This is a genomic window from Sinorhizobium sp. KGO-5 (assembly GCF_036245905.1).
GTDB lineage: Bacteria > Pseudomonadota > Alphaproteobacteria > Rhizobiales > Rhizobiaceae > Sinorhizobium > Sinorhizobium meliloti_A.
Map to the genome: position 1 here is coordinate 285,453 of NZ_BDIZ01000001.1, position 15,380 is coordinate 300,832.

18 protein-coding genes are annotated in these 15,380 nt (G+C 63.7%); 9 read left to right on the forward strand and 9 right to left on the reverse strand.

The features are described 5' to 3' along the window. Positions 1–96 precede the first annotated feature (96 nt). On the forward strand, positions 97–534 hold the full coding sequence (locus BHD07_RS01235; protein ID WP_100672951.1) for a DUF1036 domain-containing protein: 438 nt from the start codon (positions 97–99) through the stop codon (positions 532–534). Continuing rightward, positions 534–1,973 (forward strand): pyruvate kinase, encoded by a 1,440-nt coding sequence (pyk, locus tag BHD07_RS01240; RefSeq protein ID WP_338277212.1) that lies wholly within the window; start codon positions 534–536, stop codon positions 1,971–1,973. Before BHD07_RS01235 ends, pyk begins: the two co-directional genes overlap by 1 nt. Positions 1,974–2,229: 256 nt before the next feature. Here pyk and BHD07_RS01245 read toward each other — a convergent pair whose 3' ends face one another. The 5 genes from BHD07_RS01245 to BHD07_RS01265 all read right to left on the reverse strand — a co-directional run bounded on the left by BHD07_RS01245 (position 2,230) and on the right by BHD07_RS01265 (position 5,083). After that, positions 2,230–2,844, reverse strand: a complete 615-nt coding sequence (locus BHD07_RS01245) for a tetratricopeptide repeat protein (protein WP_100672953.1) — start codon at positions 2,842–2,844, stop codon at positions 2,230–2,232. Positions 2,845–3,019: 175 nt separating this feature from the next. Beyond that, a complete protein-coding gene (ykgO, locus tag BHD07_RS01250) occupies positions 3,020–3,145 on the reverse strand; it encodes a type B 50S ribosomal protein L36 (protein WP_010970191.1) in 126 nt (41 codons plus the stop codon). Between the two features lie 174 nt (positions 3,146–3,319). Further along, positions 3,320–4,369, reverse strand: coding sequence for a 5-(carboxyamino)imidazole ribonucleotide synthase (locus BHD07_RS01255; RefSeq protein WP_338277221.1), 1,050 nt, complete (start codon positions 4,367–4,369; stop codon positions 3,320–3,322). Continuing rightward, positions 4,366–4,878, reverse strand: coding sequence for a 5-(carboxyamino)imidazole ribonucleotide mutase (gene purE / locus BHD07_RS01260; protein ID WP_018096802.1), 513 nt, complete (start codon positions 4,876–4,878; stop codon positions 4,366–4,368). Before purE ends, BHD07_RS01255 begins: the two co-directional genes overlap by 4 nt. A 1-nt stretch (position 4,879) precedes the next feature. Continuing rightward, positions 4,880–5,083, reverse strand: coding sequence for a YdcH family protein (locus BHD07_RS01265; protein ID WP_003536028.1), 204 nt, complete (start codon positions 5,081–5,083; stop codon positions 4,880–4,882). A 211-nt stretch (positions 5,084–5,294) separates the two neighbouring features. On the opposite strand from BHD07_RS01265, the gene BHD07_RS01270 reads away from it, so the two are divergent. Further along, entirely contained in the window at positions 5,295–5,468 is a 174-nt protein-coding gene (locus BHD07_RS01270; protein WP_003536026.1) for a YdcH family protein, read from the forward strand. Positions 5,469–5,620: 152 nt separating this feature from the next. On the opposite strand, the gene BHD07_RS01275 is transcribed toward BHD07_RS01270, so the two are convergent. Together BHD07_RS01275 and BHD07_RS01280 are read right to left on the reverse strand one after the other, a co-directional pair. Next, positions 5,621–5,881, reverse strand: coding sequence for an ArsR/SmtB family transcription factor (locus tag BHD07_RS01275; RefSeq protein WP_100672955.1), 261 nt, complete (start codon positions 5,879–5,881; stop codon positions 5,621–5,623). A gap of 78 nt (positions 5,882–5,959) precedes the next feature. Then, entirely contained in the window at positions 5,960–6,742 is a 783-nt protein-coding gene (locus tag BHD07_RS01280; RefSeq protein WP_100672956.1) for a sulfite exporter TauE/SafE family protein, read from the reverse strand. Positions 6,743–6,841: 99 nt separating this feature from the next. Here BHD07_RS01280 and BHD07_RS01285 point away from each other — a divergent pair, with 99 nt between their 5' ends. The 5 genes from BHD07_RS01285 (at position 6,842) to BHD07_RS01305 (ending at position 12,142) form a co-directional block, all read left to right on the forward strand. After that, a complete protein-coding gene (locus tag BHD07_RS01285) occupies positions 6,842–7,495 on the forward strand; it encodes a thiamine phosphate synthase (RefSeq protein ID WP_100672957.1) in 654 nt (217 codons plus the stop codon). 9 nt (positions 7,496–7,504) lie between these two features. Beyond that, on the forward strand, positions 7,505–8,650 hold the full coding sequence (locus tag BHD07_RS01290) for a tetratricopeptide repeat protein (protein ID WP_100672958.1): 1,146 nt from the start codon (positions 7,505–7,507) through the stop codon (positions 8,648–8,650). Between the two features lie 239 nt (positions 8,651–8,889). Further along, entirely contained in the window at positions 8,890–9,690 is an 801-nt protein-coding gene (locus BHD07_RS01295; protein WP_018096807.1) for an inositol monophosphatase family protein, read from the forward strand. A gap of 314 nt (positions 9,691–10,004) precedes the next feature. Next, positions 10,005–11,111 (forward strand): MotA/TolQ/ExbB proton channel family protein, encoded by a 1,107-nt coding sequence (locus BHD07_RS01300; protein WP_100672959.1) that lies wholly within the window; start codon positions 10,005–10,007, stop codon positions 11,109–11,111. A 2-nt stretch (positions 11,112–11,113) separates the two neighbouring features. Then, positions 11,114–12,142: a peptidoglycan -binding protein gene (locus tag BHD07_RS01305; protein ID WP_100672960.1), complete on the forward strand. Its 1,029-nt coding sequence runs from the start codon at positions 11,114–11,116 to the stop codon at positions 12,140–12,142. Here the strand turns inward: BHD07_RS01305 and BHD07_RS01310 are convergent. After that, positions 12,129–13,943 carry an ABC transporter transmembrane domain-containing protein gene (locus BHD07_RS01310; RefSeq protein WP_100672961.1) on the reverse strand — a complete coding sequence of 605 codons (1,815 nt, stop codon included), beginning with the start codon at positions 13,941–13,943 and terminating at the stop codon, positions 12,129–12,131. The genes BHD07_RS01305 and BHD07_RS01310 overlap by 14 nt on opposite strands. 288 nt (positions 13,944–14,231) lie before the next feature. Between BHD07_RS01310 and rpmE the strand changes: the two genes are divergently transcribed. Then, the gene (gene rpmE, locus BHD07_RS01315; RefSeq protein WP_010970183.1) at positions 14,232–14,453 is read left to right on the forward strand and encodes a 50S ribosomal protein L31; all 222 of its coding nucleotides are present in this window, start codon (positions 14,232–14,234) and stop codon (positions 14,451–14,453) included. A gap of 234 nt (positions 14,454–14,687) precedes the next feature. On the opposite strand, the gene rcdA is transcribed toward rpmE, so the two are convergent. Then, positions 14,688–15,206, reverse strand: a complete 519-nt coding sequence (rcdA, locus tag BHD07_RS01320; protein WP_100672962.1) for a protease adaptor protein RcdA — start codon at positions 15,204–15,206, stop codon at positions 14,688–14,690. Positions 15,207–15,380 lie beyond the last annotated feature (174 nt).

Here is a 15,380-nt window from a genome sequence, read left to right on the forward strand (position 1 = left end):
AGGCTGGGCGTCGCAAGAAAGTGCCACGCAAATCAAAACGGAGTTCCGTAGGAAGCCGTGTCTAGATATCCTTTTTCCAGAGTGAAGCCGGGGTCGATGACGTTTGGATCCATCCTCCTGTTTTTCTTAGCAATTTCCGCTTCATTTCTCTCTGCCGGCGATGCCCGCGCTGATTTTCGAGTCTGCAACGGGACGCAGACTCTGGTCGGCGTGGCGATCGGTTATCGGGCCAAGGAAGGCTGGGTGACCGAAGGCTGGTGGCAGGTTCCAGCGACCACCTGCGCCACGCTGATCGAAGGCGAACTTCAGTCCCGATATTATTATCTCTATGCGGAAGATGCGGCCAAGGGCGGCCGTTGGACCGGCGACGTCAACATGTGCGTGGCCGAAAACGAGTTCAAGATCGTCGGCGTGCAGGACTGCTTCGCCCGCGGCTTCCAGCGCATGGGATTCAAGGAATACGACACGGGGCGGCAGGGAAGCTGGATGGTTCAGCTTTCCGACACGCCCGGCACGCAGGAAAGCCAGAATTGATGAGACGGAACAGGAAAGTCAAAATCCTCGCGACACTCGGGCCGGCATCGGCCGACGAGCAGATGATTCAGAAGCTGCACGAGGCGGGGGCCGATCTGTTCCGAATCAACATGAGCCATGCGAGCCATGAGGTCATGCGCACGCTGATCGAACGGATCCGTTTGGTCGAGGCGCGCTGCGGCCGTCCGATCGGCATCCTCGCCGATCTGCAGGGGCCGAAGCTGCGCGTCGGAAAGTTCGCCGAAGGCAAGGTCGAACTCAAGACCGGCCAGACCTTTACGCTCGACAACCGCGATGTGCCCGGCGACAGCCGCCGCGTCTATCTTCCGCATCCGGAGATCCTCGAAGCGGTGAAGCCCGGCCATCGCTTGCTCATCGACGATGGCAAGCTGCACCTGCGCGCCGAAAAGACCGATGGCAAGAGCATCGTCACCACGGTCGTTTCCGGCACGCGGATCTCGGATCGCAAGGGCGTCAGCCTGCCCGATACGCTGCTCGGCGTGGGTGCGCTGACCGACAAGGACCGCGTCGACCTCGACGCCGTGCTGGCGACAGGAGAGGTCGATTGGGTGGCGCTTTCCTTCATCCAGCGCCCTGAGGACCTTGCCGAGGTTCGCAAGATCGCCCGCGGCCGCGTTGGACTGATGTCGAAGATCGAGAAGCCGCAGGCGATCGAGCGGATCGACGAGATCATCGAGCTTTCGGACGCGCTGATGGTGGCACGCGGGGACCTCGGCGTCGAAATGCCGCTCGAATCCGTACCCGGGCTTCAGAAGCAACTGACGCGTGCCTGCCGGCGCGCGGGCAAGCCGGTCGTCGTCGCCACGCAGATGCTCGAATCGATGATCTCCTCGCCTGTGCCGACGCGCGCAGAAGTGTCGGACGTGGCGACCGCCGTGTTCGAGGGTGCCGATGCGGTGATGCTTTCGGCCGAATCCGCCTCCGGCGAGTACCCTGTCGAGGCGGTTTCGACCATGGCGTCGATCGCCAGCAACGTCGAGCGCGATCCGCATTATCCGGGGATCATCTACGCTCAGCGCACGCCGCCGGAAGCAACGGGCGCGGACGCCATCTCGCTTGCCGCTCACCAGATCGCCGAGACGCTCAAGCTTGCCGCGATCGTGACCTACACCTCCTCCGGCACCACCGGGCTGCGCGCTGCGCGCGAGCGTCCCCAGGTGCCTGTCATCGCACTTTCGCCGATCGTCCAGACGGCTCGCCGGCTTTCCGTGGTGTGGGGGCTGCACTGCGTCGTCACAGGGGATGCGACCGATCTTGACGACATGGTCAACCGCGCCTGTCGAATCGTCTCGACGGAAGGCTTCGGCAAGCCGGGAGACCGAATCATCGTTACCGCGGGCGTGCCGCTCGGTACCCCCGGCGCCACCAACATGCTGCGCATCGCCTATATCGGCTCGGACGGCCAATCGGGCATCTGAGTCGCCGCCTGCTCGATCGAGCGCATTTCGACGCAGCCCCTCATCCGCCTGCCGGCACCTTCTCCCCGCAAGCGGGGCGAAGGGGCTCTCGGCGCCGGCTTCGTCCGCTCTCCACGTTCACAGCGCGTCTTAGAGCATTTCAACGTTTCATAGAAACACTGAAATGCTCTAACCATTTAATCCAACGCACTTCCGGACGGCCGGTGGCGACGCCTTGCGCCTGCCTGCCGGACGTTCTCGCGTCCTCAGGTGCCGGTCACGTGCGGCTGCCGGCAAGCTTTTCCGCGAGTTCGCCGAGTTGCTCCTGCGCCTTCCGGTCGGAGGGGTAGATGTCGAGGAATTGCTGCCATGCGCGCATGGCAAGTTCATCCTTCCCGGCGGCCTCGAGCATGGTGGCCATGCCGGCGAGCGCGCCGAAATGGCGAGGCTCCAGGGCAAGGACATGATTTATGTCGGACATCGACTTTCGGAAGTTGCCCATCTGGTAGTGCAGTGTGGCGCGGCGGTTCCAGCCTTCGACATAGTCGGGGGCGAGGGCAAGCGCCTGGTCCAGAAGATCGAGCGCCGCCGACTGCTTCTCATCGGCAATCGCCTTGTTGGCCCATTGCATCAGGAGATTCACGGTCGCGCTACCGGAATCCTGCCATTCGAGACGGATGCGATCGGCCACCTGCCGGGCCTTGTCCTCATCGCCTTCCTTCTTGAGATCGGCGAAGAGGGCATCGACACGCTCTTTCGGAGTGGTAAGCGCAGCGACCTCGGCCTGAGGCGAGGGTTCTGCCGCACTAAGCGGCGTGGCGGCCACTATCGCGGCGGAGGTCACGGCAAGAGATGCCAGTATCAGCTTCATGAAAACACGCATGGCGGACATCGTAGCCCGCCATGAAACAAGATCAAATCAATTTTGGGAAATCGGCGAGCAAGCCGCCGTGTTCCGGATTTTCCTTGAATCGCGCCGATTCAGGAGACGTGCAGCAAGCCGAGTGCTACGACCTTTGCGCATCCGCCAAGACGCGCGGCGCTGCAGGCACGGCCTGCAGCAAGCATCAGCCCTGGCGTGCCTTGAAGCGCGGGTTCAGCTTGTTGATGATGTAGACGCGGCCCTTGCGACGAACCAGACGGTTTTCGCGGTGACGGGTCTTCAGGGACTTGAGCGAATTCTTGATCTTCATTTTTCCTGATCCGCAGGGTTTCGGGGAACGAAAATTCGCCCGGTAATTCCAACAATCAAAAGCGCGCCGTTCAGCGCGCTGTTCAAGTAGGCAGGCACATACCGTGTCGCCCCAATCGTGTCAACCGCATGACGGGGATTTTGCCGCCTGTCCCCGCCTTCCATGGCGTCCCGGTCAGAGCAGGCGGGTGAAGTGCCCCATCTTGCGGCCGGACCGCGCCTCGGCCTTGCCGTAGAGATGAAGGAGCACATTGCGTTCGGCAAGCAGGTCCGGAACGCGGGCGATATCGTCGCCGACGAGGTTCTGCATCACGCAATCCGAATGGCGCGACGGGTCGCCGAGGGGCAGGCCTGCAATCGCGCGGATATGCTGCTCGAACTGCGAAACGACGCAAGCGGCCTCCGTCCAGTGGCCGGAATTGTGTACGCGCGGCGCGATCTCGTTTGCGACGACGCCGCCGTCGGCCAGAACGAAGAACTCGACACCGATGACGCCGACATAGCCGAGCGCGTCGAGAATGGCGGTTGCCGCCTTGCGGGCGGCCGCCGTGGTCGACCCGCCGACGGATGCGGGCACGGTCGATGTGTGGAGAATGCCGTTGCGATGCACATTTTCGGCGGGATCGAAACAGGCGGTGGTGCCGTCGGGCGCGCGTGCGGCGATGACCGAGATCTCCCGGTCGAACGGCACGAAGCTTTCGAGGATCAGCGGGACCTGTCCGAGCGCCACATAGGCGCCGGCCGGATCGTCGGCAGCGGAACGGAAGACGCGCTGGCCCTTGCCGTCGTAGCCGAGCCGGCGGGTCTTGAGCACGCCGGCCCCGCCGAAGTCCGCAAGGGCGGCCTCCAGATCGGCCTGGCTGTCGACGGGATGGAATCCGGCGGTGGCGATGCCGCAGCCGTTGATGAAGCGTTTCTCGACGAGACGGTCCTGCGCGACTTCCAGCGCCTTCGGCGGCGGGAAGACCGGCCGCGAACGGGCGAGTTGCTCGGCGGCCGAGACCGGGACGTTCTCGAATTCGTAAGTGATGAGATCCGCCACCCGCGCAAGCTCGTCCAACGCGCGCGGATCATCGTAGGCGGCAATGATCTGGTCGTTCGCCACCTGCGCCGCCGGACAGTCCGGCTGCGGCTCGAGCACCACGGTGCGGAAGTTCAGGCGGGCAGCGGCCATGGCCAGCATGCGGCCAAGCTGGCCGCCACCGATGATGCCGATGGTCTTCATGCCTCGTCTACCGGATATTCCGCGACCGATACGGTCTGCTGTTCGCGCCAGTCGTCGAGACGGTCGGCAAGATCCTCGTCACCGAGCGCGAGCACGGCGGCGGCCAGAAGTGCCGCATTGATGGCGCCCGCCTTGCCGATCGCAAGCGTGCCGACCGGAATGCCGGCCGGCATCTGCACGATCGACAGCAGGCTGTCCTGGCCGGAAAGCGCTCTCGACTGGACCGGGACGCCGAAGACCGGAAGCGGCGTCATGGCCGCGCACATGCCGGGAAGATGCGCCGCACCGCCGGCGCCGGCGATGATCACCTGGAACCCCTCGTCGCGCGCGCCCTTGGCGAAGCGGACCAGGCGGTCGGGCGTGCGATGGGCGGAAACGATCCGGGCTTCGTAAGCGATGTCGAGCGCCTCGAGCGTGTCGGCCGCGTTCTTCATCGTCTCCCAGTCCGACTGGCTTCCCATGATGATGGCGACGGGCGGGGGCGTAGTATCGGTCACGTCTCGGTCCATTTCAGGCGATGATGTCGGGAATGATCTGGTCTTCGATCTTGGTGATCTTGTCCTTGATGGCCAGCTTCTTCTTTTTCATGCGCTGGACGCGCAAGGCGTCGCAACCCGTCTGGATCATCGCGTTGATTGCCGCGTCGTAGTCTTCGTGTTCCTGCCTCAGGCGCGCGATAGTCAGTCTGAGTTCGGCCTGGTCCTGGTCCGGCATGCAAAGCGATCCCCATAAGCCCGGCTTCGCCGATCCGCGATCCGGAAATTCCTGCGTCGCTCTACCACATCTTGGTTAGCGACGGGAAGTTACCCGGCGTCATCATTTCGCCTTCGACAAATGAAAAATGGCATGGCACATTAAAAAGGTTTCAACCATGGAACATCCGGCATTTGCGTGCCGGATGCAAGCTAAAGGGAAGGGACTGCCAATGACCATTGAGGCTCATCTTGCAACGCTTGAGAAAAAACATGGCGTCCTTGAAGAGGAGCTACACGAGGCTCTGAACTCTCCGTCCTGCGAGGACGAACTGATCAGCGAACTCAAGCGACGGAAGCTGCGCATCAAGGACGAAATCGAAAGACTCCGTTCCTCGACGCACTGAGCGTGAACGGTACTCCCGATTGAATCGGGATGCATCGCCACGCGGAACTGCAGAGGCGATGCAACGATAGGGTCAAAACAATCCCGAAAAGATAAATTGCATTGCTTGACCGGACCAAGGTCCGGTCGGCTTTGCGCGCCGAACGGAATGCATCAGGACCAGAATTGGTCCAGCCACAGGTTGAGCCGGTCGAAACCCGGCTTGTTGATCGCGTAGATCCGCCGTGTGCCGCTGGTCGAAACTGATACCAGACTGCAGTCAAGCAGGGCTTTCAGATGCTGGGAGACGGCGGGCCGGCTGATCGGCAGACCTTCGGCGAGCTCGTTGACGGTTCTTGGCGCGCGCCTGAGTTCCTCCAGCAGATGGCGCCGGTTCGGATCCGCAATGGCATCGAATGGGTCCGCGATCGTCATGCGCGGACGTTAGGCGAATTCCCCCGGAGCGGCAAGAAAATTGTGCGGTGCGGAATGTGCTTCGCACAGCAGCACCCGCTACACTCCTCCCGATACGATGCTCCGGAGCCCATCCCATACGAGCTTCGAGCCGGCGAGGAAGGCCATCGTGTACATGAAGGGATAAAAGACCTGCGCCTTCATCCGCCGAACGGTCCAGGCGCCGCAGGCGGTCGCGACCATGGCCAGCGGGAAGAGCGTTGCCGAGGTCTTGAGATTGCTGAGATCGAGTTGGCCAAGGGCGAAATAGGGGATGAGCTTCACCGCATTGAGGGTCGCGAAGAAGCGCACGATGGTGCCGGTATATTCGCGCGGCGCGAGCTTCAGCGGCAGTGCGTATATCTGGAAGGGCGGACCGCCGGCATGGGCGACGAAGCTGCCGTAGCCGGCGAAGGAGCCCCAGAGTGCTGCCGGACCGGCGCGCTGCGGTTTCGGCTGGATGGGCGGACCATTGCGGCTGCGCCACAGGGTGTAGACATAGCGCAGTACGAAGACGACGGTGATGAGCCCGATGATCAACCTCAGCGCATCGCGGGGCACATAGGCGGACGTGGCCCAGCCGACCGCGATGCCGGCGAGGGCGCCCGGGAGGAGCATCACAAGGGTTTGCCGATCCCCGTGCTTGCGCCAGATCAAAAGGGAAACGATGTCCATGGCGATGAGGATCGGCAGGAGCAGCGCCGCGGCCTGTACGGGCGAAACGACCATGGACAGGATCGGGACGCCCATCAGCGACAGGGCCTCGCCCATGCCCCCCTTGGACAGGCCAACGAGCACGACGGCCGGAACGGCAACGAGATAGAAGTCGATGTCGGGAAGCATTGGCGGCGGTTGATCCTTTTGTCATCTCCGTCTATCGGTTTTCCGCAATGAAATCGAGTGCCGGCTTCCGGCCCGAAGCGAGATCGCCAGGATTGACCCATGAGCAACATTGAAGACCGCTGCCGCCTCGTGCTGGTCGTTCCGGACATCGCAGATAGCGCGGAACGCGCGAAACTCGTCGGCGAGGCGCTGAGGGGCGGCGACGTAGCGTCCGTGATCGTGCCGCAATACGCGCTCGGCGATGCGGATTTCCAGAAGCATGCGGAAGCGCTCGTGCCGGTTATCCAGCAGGCCGGCGCCGCGGCCTTGATCGAGGGCGACACGCGCGTCGCCGGACGGGCGAAGGCGGACGGTCTCCACATCGCCGGCGGTCCGGATGCGCTTGCAGATGCGATCGAGCGGCACGCGCCGAAGTTGATCGTCGGCGGCGGCAACGCCACAGACCGTCACCATGCGCTCGAGATCGGCGAGCTGCGGCCCGATTACGTTTTCTTTGGCCGCACGGATGGCGACATAAAGCCGGAGGCGCATCCGAAGAACCTGGCACTCGCCGAATGGTGGGCGTCGATGATCGAAATTCCCTGCATCGTCATGGGCGGCACGGATCCGCAATCCGCGCTTCCGGTCGCCGAAACCGGTGCCGAGTTCGTTGCGCTCCGCCTTGCCGTATTCGGCGAGGCCGGTCAGGCGCCGTCGGTGGTTGCGGCGGTCAACGCATTGCTTGACGAAAAAGCGCCACGGTTTGAAGGTTAAGACCTGCCGATGGTAATCCGCTCTCTCGTCAAATCCAGCCGGCCCGCAGCCCTTGCCACCGCGATGCTTCTTGCAGTCGCGCCCGCCGTGGCTCAGCAACCGGTCGCGCCTGCGCCGGCCGACGAGGGCAGCGCGTCGAAGCGCGGGCGGATCACGCCTTTCAACGGCGCGGTCCTGCCGGAGGATGCGGAGCGCAAACCGGCAACGGCCGCTCCGGAAAAGCCGAAGCCCGGCGACGGCAGTGCGCCTTCGAAGGGCGTCACCGTTTTCGATCGCATGGGAGCCGAATTGCCGGCTCTTCCCGAGGAAAAGCCCTTCACCGGCAAGATCGACGAAGCCTACGGCGCCTTCCAGCGAGGGTACTACCTGACGGCGATCGACCTTGCCTTGCCGCGGGCCCAGCTCGGCGACCCCGCCGCCCAGACGCTTGTCGCCGCGATCCTGGAACAGGGTCTCGGCGTTGCACGCGACGCCAAGGCGGCGGCGTTCTGGTACGGCCAGGCGGCGAACAATGGCGACCCGGCGGCCATGTTCAAATATGCCCTGATCCTGATGGAGGGCCGCTACGTCAAGCGCGACCGGAAGAAGGCCGACGAACTGATGAAGAAGGCTGCCGATCTCGGCAACGCCTCGGCCCAGTTCAACTACGGGCAAACGCTCGTGGCCGACATGCCGGGCGAGCGGGGGCTGAAGGCGGCGATGCCTTATTACGAGAAATCCGCCGAGCAGGGCATTGCGGATGCGCAGTATGCGCTCTCGCAGATCTATCTCAATGTCGACGGCATAGAGGAGAGCAAGCGGGCCCGTGCGCGCGAGTGGCTGCTCAGGGCGGCGCGGGCGGGCTATGATACCGCCCAGCTCGACATTGCCATCTGGCTGATCGAGGGTATTGCCGGCGACCGCAATCTCGAAGAGGGGTTTGCCTGGATGAAACGCGCCGCCGAAAGCGGCAACGTCGTCGCCCAGAACCGGCTTTCCCATCTCTACGTCAATGCCATTGGAACCCGTCCGAACCCGGTGGAGGCGGCAAAGTGGTACGTGCTCTCGCGCCGGGCCGGCCTCAAGGACGATGCGCTCGAGGATTTCTATCTCGGCCTCAACGAAACGCAGCAGAAATCGGCGCTGGCGGCGGCAAACAAATATCGCTCGACCTGACACGCCCGGCAGACCCGATCTATTTCGCTTGAACTTCCGGGGTTTTTGTGGTCTTGAAGCCCCGGTTTTGTCTGCGGCCTCCCACCCCTGTGCCGCCGCGGACGGAGTGACATCTCACTCGGTTTTTTGACGACGGTTCTCCTGCCCGCGCTTCGAGCTGCGGCCCGCATGCGGACTGTCAGACAGGTTCAATGTCCGGTCGAGCGGTCTCGGCCGGCCTTCGCTAGAGGAATTGCCGTATGGCCCGCTCCGCCCTTCTCAATGTCATGGTCCAGGCTGTCTTCAAGGCCGGCAAGTCGCTGGCACGCGATTTCGGCGAAGTACAGAACCTGCAGGTTTCCTTGAAAGGACCGGCCGACTACGTTTCGCAGGCGGACCGCAAGGCCGAGCGGATCATCCGTGAGGAGCTCATGAAGGCTCGCCCGACCTACGGCTTCCTCGGCGAGGAGGGCGAGGAGATCAAGGGAACGGACGGCGCCCATCGCTGGATCGTCGATCCGCTCGACGGAACCACCAATTTCCTGCACGGCATTCCGCATTTCGCGATCTCCGTCGCGCTCGAGCGCCAGGGCGAGATCGTCGGCGCGGTCGTCTTCAACCCGGCGACGGACGAGCTCTACACCGCCGAGCGAGGCGGCGGCGCCTTCCTGAATGATCGACGCCTGCGCGTCGGCGCGCGCAAGGCCCTCTCCGATGCCGTGATCGGGACCGGCACGCCCCATCTCGGCCGCGGCAATCACGGCAAGTATCTGGTCGAGCTGCGCCACGTCATGGGCGAGGTCGCCGGCATTCGCCGCATGGGCTCCGCCTCGCTCGATCTCGCCTATGTTGCGGCCGGCCGCTTCGACGGCTTCTGGGAACGGGACCTTGCCGCCTGGGACATGGCTGCCGGCCTCTTGCTCATCCGCGAGGCCGGCGGGTGGTCCACCGATGCCGAAGGCGGCAGCAAACCGCTGGAAGCAGGTTCGATCGTCTGCGGCAACGAGCATATCGCAAAGGCGCTTCGCGAGGTGATCCAGCGCCCGATTCCGTCCAAGTAACGGCAATATAGTTCGCCCGGAACGGTGCAACGTTTCCGGGACGGCAACATGCATAAAACAGCAAGCTGAAGCGCGCCGTATGTTTTCGATTTGAATGCGACGCGCTTTAGTGCCGTGCCCTTTGTTTTCCCTTCAATTCGGCGCAAACTTCCACTAGTCTCCGGGCCAATACGGATGGCCTGCGGCCATCGGCAGCACCGCTCTTCGATCGTCTCCGATTTGGGAATGGTGCAGCGATTCAGAGTGATGCGGCCGGCCTCTTGTTCGTCGGACAGGCGCGGAAACTGCCGCAAAACCGGGAGACTGGCGAACTTATGGCGAAACTGAATCTGTCCGGGTGGCGCGATCGCGAAGACGTGGAGGAGGACTACGGTCCGCACAAGCTTTCGAGCCCGATGCCCTATTTCTGGACGATGGTCCTTTTCCTGATCATCGTCGGTTTCGTCGCTGCAATCCTCTTCCGCCAGGCAAGCGAGGCCTTCGCCGGCAATCCCGGCCTCAACGGGCTGATCCTGGGCGTGCTCGTGATCGGTATCCTGCTGGCGTTCAACCATGTCCTCAGTCTCAGACCCGAGGTTCGCTGGTTCAACTCCTTCCGTGCCGCCGGCAGCGCCGATAAGGTCGGGCGCGATCCGGTGCTGCTTGCGCCAATGCGTGCTCTCATCGGGGGGCGCCAAACGACGGCAATCTCGACGGCCGCGCTCCGGTCCATCCTGGATTCAATCGCTGCGCGCCTCGACGAGTCGCGCGACATCACCCGCTATCTCGCCGGACTTCTCGTTTTCCTCGGCCTGCTCGGCACGTTCTGGGGCCTGCTCGGCACCATCGGTTCCATCAACACCGTGATCCAGTCGCTGGATGCGGGAAGCGGCAGCACCGACGATCTCCTGAGCTCCCTCAAGAGCGGCCTTTCGGCGCCTCTCACCGGCATGGGAACGGCGTTCTCCGCCTCGCTCTTCGGTCTTTCCGGTTCGCTCATCGTGGGCTTTCTCGATCTGCAGGCGGGACGCGCGCAGAATCGCTTCTATACGGAGCTCGAGAATTGGCTTTCGTCGGTAACCGACGTCAGCTCCGGTTTTTCCTCGCCGGGCGACATGACCGACGGCGCTCCGGTGGAAGAGCTGCGGCGGCTCACCGACCAGCTTACGCGCCTGACGCATGACGGCGGCGTGAACCAGCGCACCACCGCGGCCATGGCGAGCCTCGCCGAAGGCATCCAGGGCCTCGTCAAGAACATGCGCGGCGAGCAGCAGATGCTGCGCGACTGGATCGAGGCGCAGCAGGAGGAAGCCAAGGCGATGCGCAAGACGCTCGACCGGCTGACGGCGCGCATCGGCCAGGCCGACCGGATCACCGTGCAAAGCGAGAAGGCCGCAGGACAGGCGAAGCTCAGCCGCATCGAAGACGGCGGAGGGGATTGACCATGGCGCTTTCCCGACGCCGCGATCCGCGGGCGATCAACTACTGGCCGGGCTTCGTCGACGCACTCTCGACGCTGCTCATGGCGATCATGTTCCTGCTCAGCGTTTTCGTCACCGCGCAGTTCCTGCTCGGCCGGGAGATCAGCGGCAAGGACGAGGTGCTCAACCGGCTGAACAGCCAGATCAACGAACTCACCCAGCTCCTGGCGCTCGAGAAAAGCGGCAAGCAGGATCTCGAGGATTCGCTCGCCAACCTGCAGGCGTCGCTTTCACAGTCGGAAGGCGAGCGGTCCCGCCTGCAGGCCCTGCTCGACCGGGGCGCCGGCAGTGCCGAAGTCGCCGACGAAAAGATCGGCCGGCTTGGCTCCGAGCTCGAAAACGAGCGGCAGGTCAGCGCCCGGGCCATGAGCCAGATCGAACTGTTGAACCAGCAGATCGCAGCGCTTCGCAGCCAGATCGCCGCCATCGAAGGCGCACTCCAGGCATCGGAGGCGAAGGACGATGCCTCGCAGGCCAAGATAGCCGATCTCGGCCGCAGGCTGAACGTCGCCTTGGCGCAGCGTGTCCAGGAGCTCAACCGCTACCGTTCGGACTTCTTCGGCAGGCTGAGGGAAATCCTGTCGGATCGGGAAAACATCCGCATCGTCGGCGACCGTTTCGTGTTCCAGTCGGAAGTGCTCTTTCCATCGGGCGGCAGCGACCTGAACCCGGAAGGGCAGACCGAGATGGCGAAACTTGCGACAGCCCTTCTCGACCTTGCCAAGGAGATCCCGGCGGAGATCAACTGGGTGCTGCGCGTGGACGGCCACACGGACGACGTTCAGCTGTCGGGGATAGGGCGCTTCCGGGACAATTGGGAACTGTCGTCCGCCCGCGCGACGTCCGTCGTCAAGTTCCTGATCTCGAAAGGCGTCCCGGCCGACCGGCTGGTGGCGGCCGGCTTCGGGGAGTATCAGCCCATCGCACCGGGCGAAAGCCAGGAAGCACGCGCGCAGAACCGCCGCATCGAGCTCAAGCTCACGGAGAAATAGGCGCGGGCGAGCCGACGAACAGTGCTTCTGCGCCGTGATCGAACTGGAGCCGTGCAAGCTTCGCATAAAGCCCGCCCTGGCGGATCAGCGATTCGTGGGTTCCTTCCTCGACGATACGGCCGTGCTCCATTACCAGAATGCGATCCGCCTTGAGCACGGTGGCGAGCCGATGGGCGATGACGAGCGTCGTACGCTCCTGCATCAGGTTCTCAAGCGCCTTCTGCACCAGCGTTTCGCTCTCCGCATCGAGCGCCGAGGTGGCCTCGTCGAGAAGGAGGATCGGAGCGTTTTTGAGGATGGCGCGGGCGATCGCGATGCGCTGGCGTTGACCGCCCGAAAGGGTCACCCCGCGCTCGCCGACCAGCGTGTCGTAGCCCTGGTCCAGCCTGCCGATGAACTCTTCGGCCTGCGCCGCGACGGCGGCGGCGCGCACCGCTTCACGGCTTGCGTCCGGCACGCCGAAGGCGATGTTGTCGTGCACCGAGGTGGCGAAGATGGTCACGTCCTGAGGCACGATCGCAAGTCTCTCCCGCAGATCCTCGGGATGGACGGCGCGTATGTCCGTACCGTCGACGCGGATGGTGCCTTTCGCCGGGTCGTAATAACGCAGGAGCATCGAGAAGACCGTGCTCTTGCCGGCGCCGGACGGGCCGACGATGGCCACCGTCTCGCCCGGTCTTACCGCAAAGCTCAAGCCTCGGAGGCTCTTATAGTCCGGCCGGGCGGGATAGGCGAAGTGGACACCGTCGAACTCCACCGCACCGGCGGCAGGGACGGGCATTGCGACCGGATGCTCGGGCGCCCCGATCTCCGGCACTTCGTTCAGCAGCTCGTTCAGACGCTCGGCGGCCCCCGCCGCCTGAGAGAGCTCGCCCCACACTTCCGAGAGTGCGCCGAGGCTGCCTGCCGCAAAAACGGAATAGAGCAGGAACTGACCGAGCGTCCCCGCGGAAAGCGAGCCCGCCAGGACGTCCCGCGCACCGAACCAGAGCACGGCGACGACGCTTCCGAAGACCATGGTGATGGCAAAGGCGGTCAGCACCGAGCGCGCTTTGGTCGCAGCGCGCGCGGCGCGATAGGCCGCCTCCACAGCGCTGCCGTAGCGCGAGCGCGCGCTCTCCTCACCGTTGAAGGCCTGCACGGTGCGGGTGGCGGCGATCGCTTCCCCGGCATAGGCGGAGGCGGCCGCGAGCATGTCCTGCGCTTCGCGGGAACGCCGGCGTACCGAGCGTCCGAAGCCGACGAGGGGGAAGACGATGAGGGGGATCGCCGCAAGCACGAGGCTCGAAAGCTTCGGGCTCGTATAGACCATCATGCCCATTGCGCCGAGACAGAGGATAAGGTTGCGCAGCGCCACCGATGCCGTCGCACCCACTGCCGACTTGATCTGAGTCGCGTCGGCCGTCAGCCGCGAGACGATTTCGCCGGACTGATTGACGTCGAAGAATGAGGCCGAGAGCTGCATGACGCGTGCGAAGACGTCGCGTCTGAGATCGGCGACGATGCGCTCGCCGAGCGAGATCACGAAGTAATAGCGGGCGGCACTGGCAAGGGCGAGGACCACTGCAAGCACCATCAGCATGGAGAAATAGGTGTTGATGAAGCCGGAATCGGAGCTGGAGAAGCCGTGATCGATCATCCGTCGAACGGCCAGCGGCAGGGTCAGCGTGGTGGCCGCTGCGACGGTCAGAGAGACGGCGGCGCCGATCGCGAGGCCGCGGTAACGTGAGAGATAAGGCAGCACGGTTGCGAGCGGGCGGATGGACCTGCGCGCCGGCGGTTGTTTTTCTTGTCTTGGCACATAGCCCCCCGTTCGCCTGTCACGGGGCCACAGGCCTGTGCGCCGCCGAGGCGCCAGAGCTGTGCGACTGCGATCTGCTGGCGCCCCGGACCGTGCCGATCCGACGAACCATGCAGAGATCACAAGTCTTCCGCGCGGCACTTGTTATCCCGCAGACCTTCATGTATAGGCACGGCATCGAATTGGGAAGCCGCGGCCCAAGAGCGGTCTGCGGCTTCATTTACGTGTTCGGTCCCAAAGTCGCAATGCCTTGCGACAATTGGACCCTGGAACTCTAGGAAGATTGTTATGAAGGCAGACATCCATCCCGACTACCACACGATCAAGGTTGTCATGACCGACGGCACCGAATACGAAACCCGCTCGACCTGGGGTACGGAAGGTGCGACCATGAACCTGGAAATCGACCCCAAGTCGCATCCGGCCTGGACCGGCGGCAACCAGCAGCTCGTCGACCGCGGCGGCCGCGTCTCCAAGTTCAAGAAGCGCTTCGAAGGCCTCGGCCTCTGATTTCAGCCGCTCGACAGCGTGTTTCGAAGCCCGGCATTGCCGGGCTTTTTTGTTGGCTGCCGCTCTTTCCTGCCCGGCTTTGGGCAGGTGCTTTGTCGCTCAAGTCGTCCGTGCATGGATTCTTAGGCTTGACCCTGGGCTTGACCCGAGGATCCAACCGCAATCACGCCCGCGCCAACAAAAAACCCGGCACATGGCCGGGCTTTGGCTTACAGCGGCAGGATTCTGCCTCGCTCAACTCGCTCCGAAGGCCGTCTGCAGCAGCTTTATCTGCGCCTTGACGCCGTTCTGGTTGTCCGGAACGAAGGTCGTCGCTTCCTGCGGCCGATAAATCTCGCGGTCGAGCAATGCGACCCGGTTCTGCAGCCGGAGCGACCGCTCGATGAGCTCGCGGAAGCTCTCCGGCAGATCGTTCCAGCCCGGCGCGCTGCGGTCGACGTTGAAGCTGTCGAGTCGCACCTTGCTCTTTTCCGACAGCACCTGCTCGCGGCTCATCTCGCCATTGTTGACGGCGCGCTGCAGCAGGAGCCATGACGCCATCTGCATCAGCCGGGTGGTGAGGCGCATCGACTCGGCAGCATAGAGAACGGATGCCATGCGCGGCAGCACCTTGGCGGCGGTGCGTCCAGGGCCATCGAGATAGCTTGCCGTTTCCTCGACCAGGCCCATCCCTTCAGCGTAGAGCGCCTTGAACTGCGCCGAAGACGCAGCGTGACCGGCGAAACTGACGGTATTCAATCCTCTTTCGGACATGCCTGTATTCCCTGGTTCCAACGCATCACAACTGTCAGGAAACGGGCGGCTCTGGGAAAAGTTTCCTGAGGCCCCTCCATGCTCGAAGAATGATCCCATACCGCATTCCGCGCAAGAGCATTCTTAAGAAAGGGTTAATCTCCACACTTCTTTGGAGACCGCCCTGTCGCAAAG

Bases quoted from the DNA above. Each gene is read 5' to 3' on its own strand.
- BHD07_RS01235 (WP_100672951.1), top strand. From the start codon at position 97: ATGACGTTTGGATCCATCCTCCTGTTTTTCTTAGCAATTTCCGCTTCA.
- pyk (WP_338277212.1), top strand. From the start codon at position 534: ATGAGACGGAACAGGAAAGTCAAAATCCTCGCGACACTCGGGCCGGCA.
- BHD07_RS01245 (WP_100672953.1), bottom strand. From the start codon at position 2,844: ATGTCCGCCATGCGTGTTTTCATGAAGCTGATACTGGCATCTCTTGCC.
- ykgO (WP_010970191.1), bottom strand. From the start codon at position 3,145: ATGAAGATCAAGAATTCGCTCAAGTCCCTGAAGACCCGTCACCGCGAA.
- BHD07_RS01255 (WP_338277221.1), bottom strand. From the start codon at position 4,369: ATGAAGACCATCGGCATCATCGGTGGCGGCCAGCTTGGCCGCATGCTG.
- purE (WP_018096802.1), bottom strand. From the start codon at position 4,878: ATGGACCGAGACGTGACCGATACTACGCCCCCGCCCGTCGCCATCATC.
- BHD07_RS01265 (WP_003536028.1), bottom strand. From the start codon at position 5,083: ATGCCGGACCAGGACCAGGCCGAACTCAGACTGACTATCGCGCGCCTG.
- BHD07_RS01270 (WP_003536026.1), top strand. From the start codon at position 5,295: ATGACCATTGAGGCTCATCTTGCAACGCTTGAGAAAAAACATGGCGTC.
- BHD07_RS01275 (WP_100672955.1), bottom strand. From the start codon at position 5,881: ATGACGATCGCGGACCCATTCGATGCCATTGCGGATCCGAACCGGCGC.
- BHD07_RS01280 (WP_100672956.1), bottom strand. From the start codon at position 6,742: ATGCTTCCCGACATCGACTTCTATCTCGTTGCCGTTCCGGCCGTCGTG.
- BHD07_RS01285 (WP_100672957.1), top strand. From the start codon at position 6,842: ATGAGCAACATTGAAGACCGCTGCCGCCTCGTGCTGGTCGTTCCGGAC.
- BHD07_RS01290 (WP_100672958.1), top strand. From the start codon at position 7,505: ATGGTAATCCGCTCTCTCGTCAAATCCAGCCGGCCCGCAGCCCTTGCC.
- BHD07_RS01295 (WP_018096807.1), top strand. From the start codon at position 8,890: ATGGCCCGCTCCGCCCTTCTCAATGTCATGGTCCAGGCTGTCTTCAAG.
- BHD07_RS01300 (WP_100672959.1), top strand. From the start codon at position 10,005: ATGGCGAAACTGAATCTGTCCGGGTGGCGCGATCGCGAAGACGTGGAG.
- BHD07_RS01305 (WP_100672960.1), top strand. From the start codon at position 11,114: ATGGCGCTTTCCCGACGCCGCGATCCGCGGGCGATCAACTACTGGCCG.
- rpmE (WP_010970183.1), top strand. From the start codon at position 14,232: ATGAAGGCAGACATCCATCCCGACTACCACACGATCAAGGTTGTCATG.
- rcdA (WP_100672962.1), bottom strand. From the start codon at position 15,206: ATGTCCGAAAGAGGATTGAATACCGTCAGTTTCGCCGGTCACGCTGCG.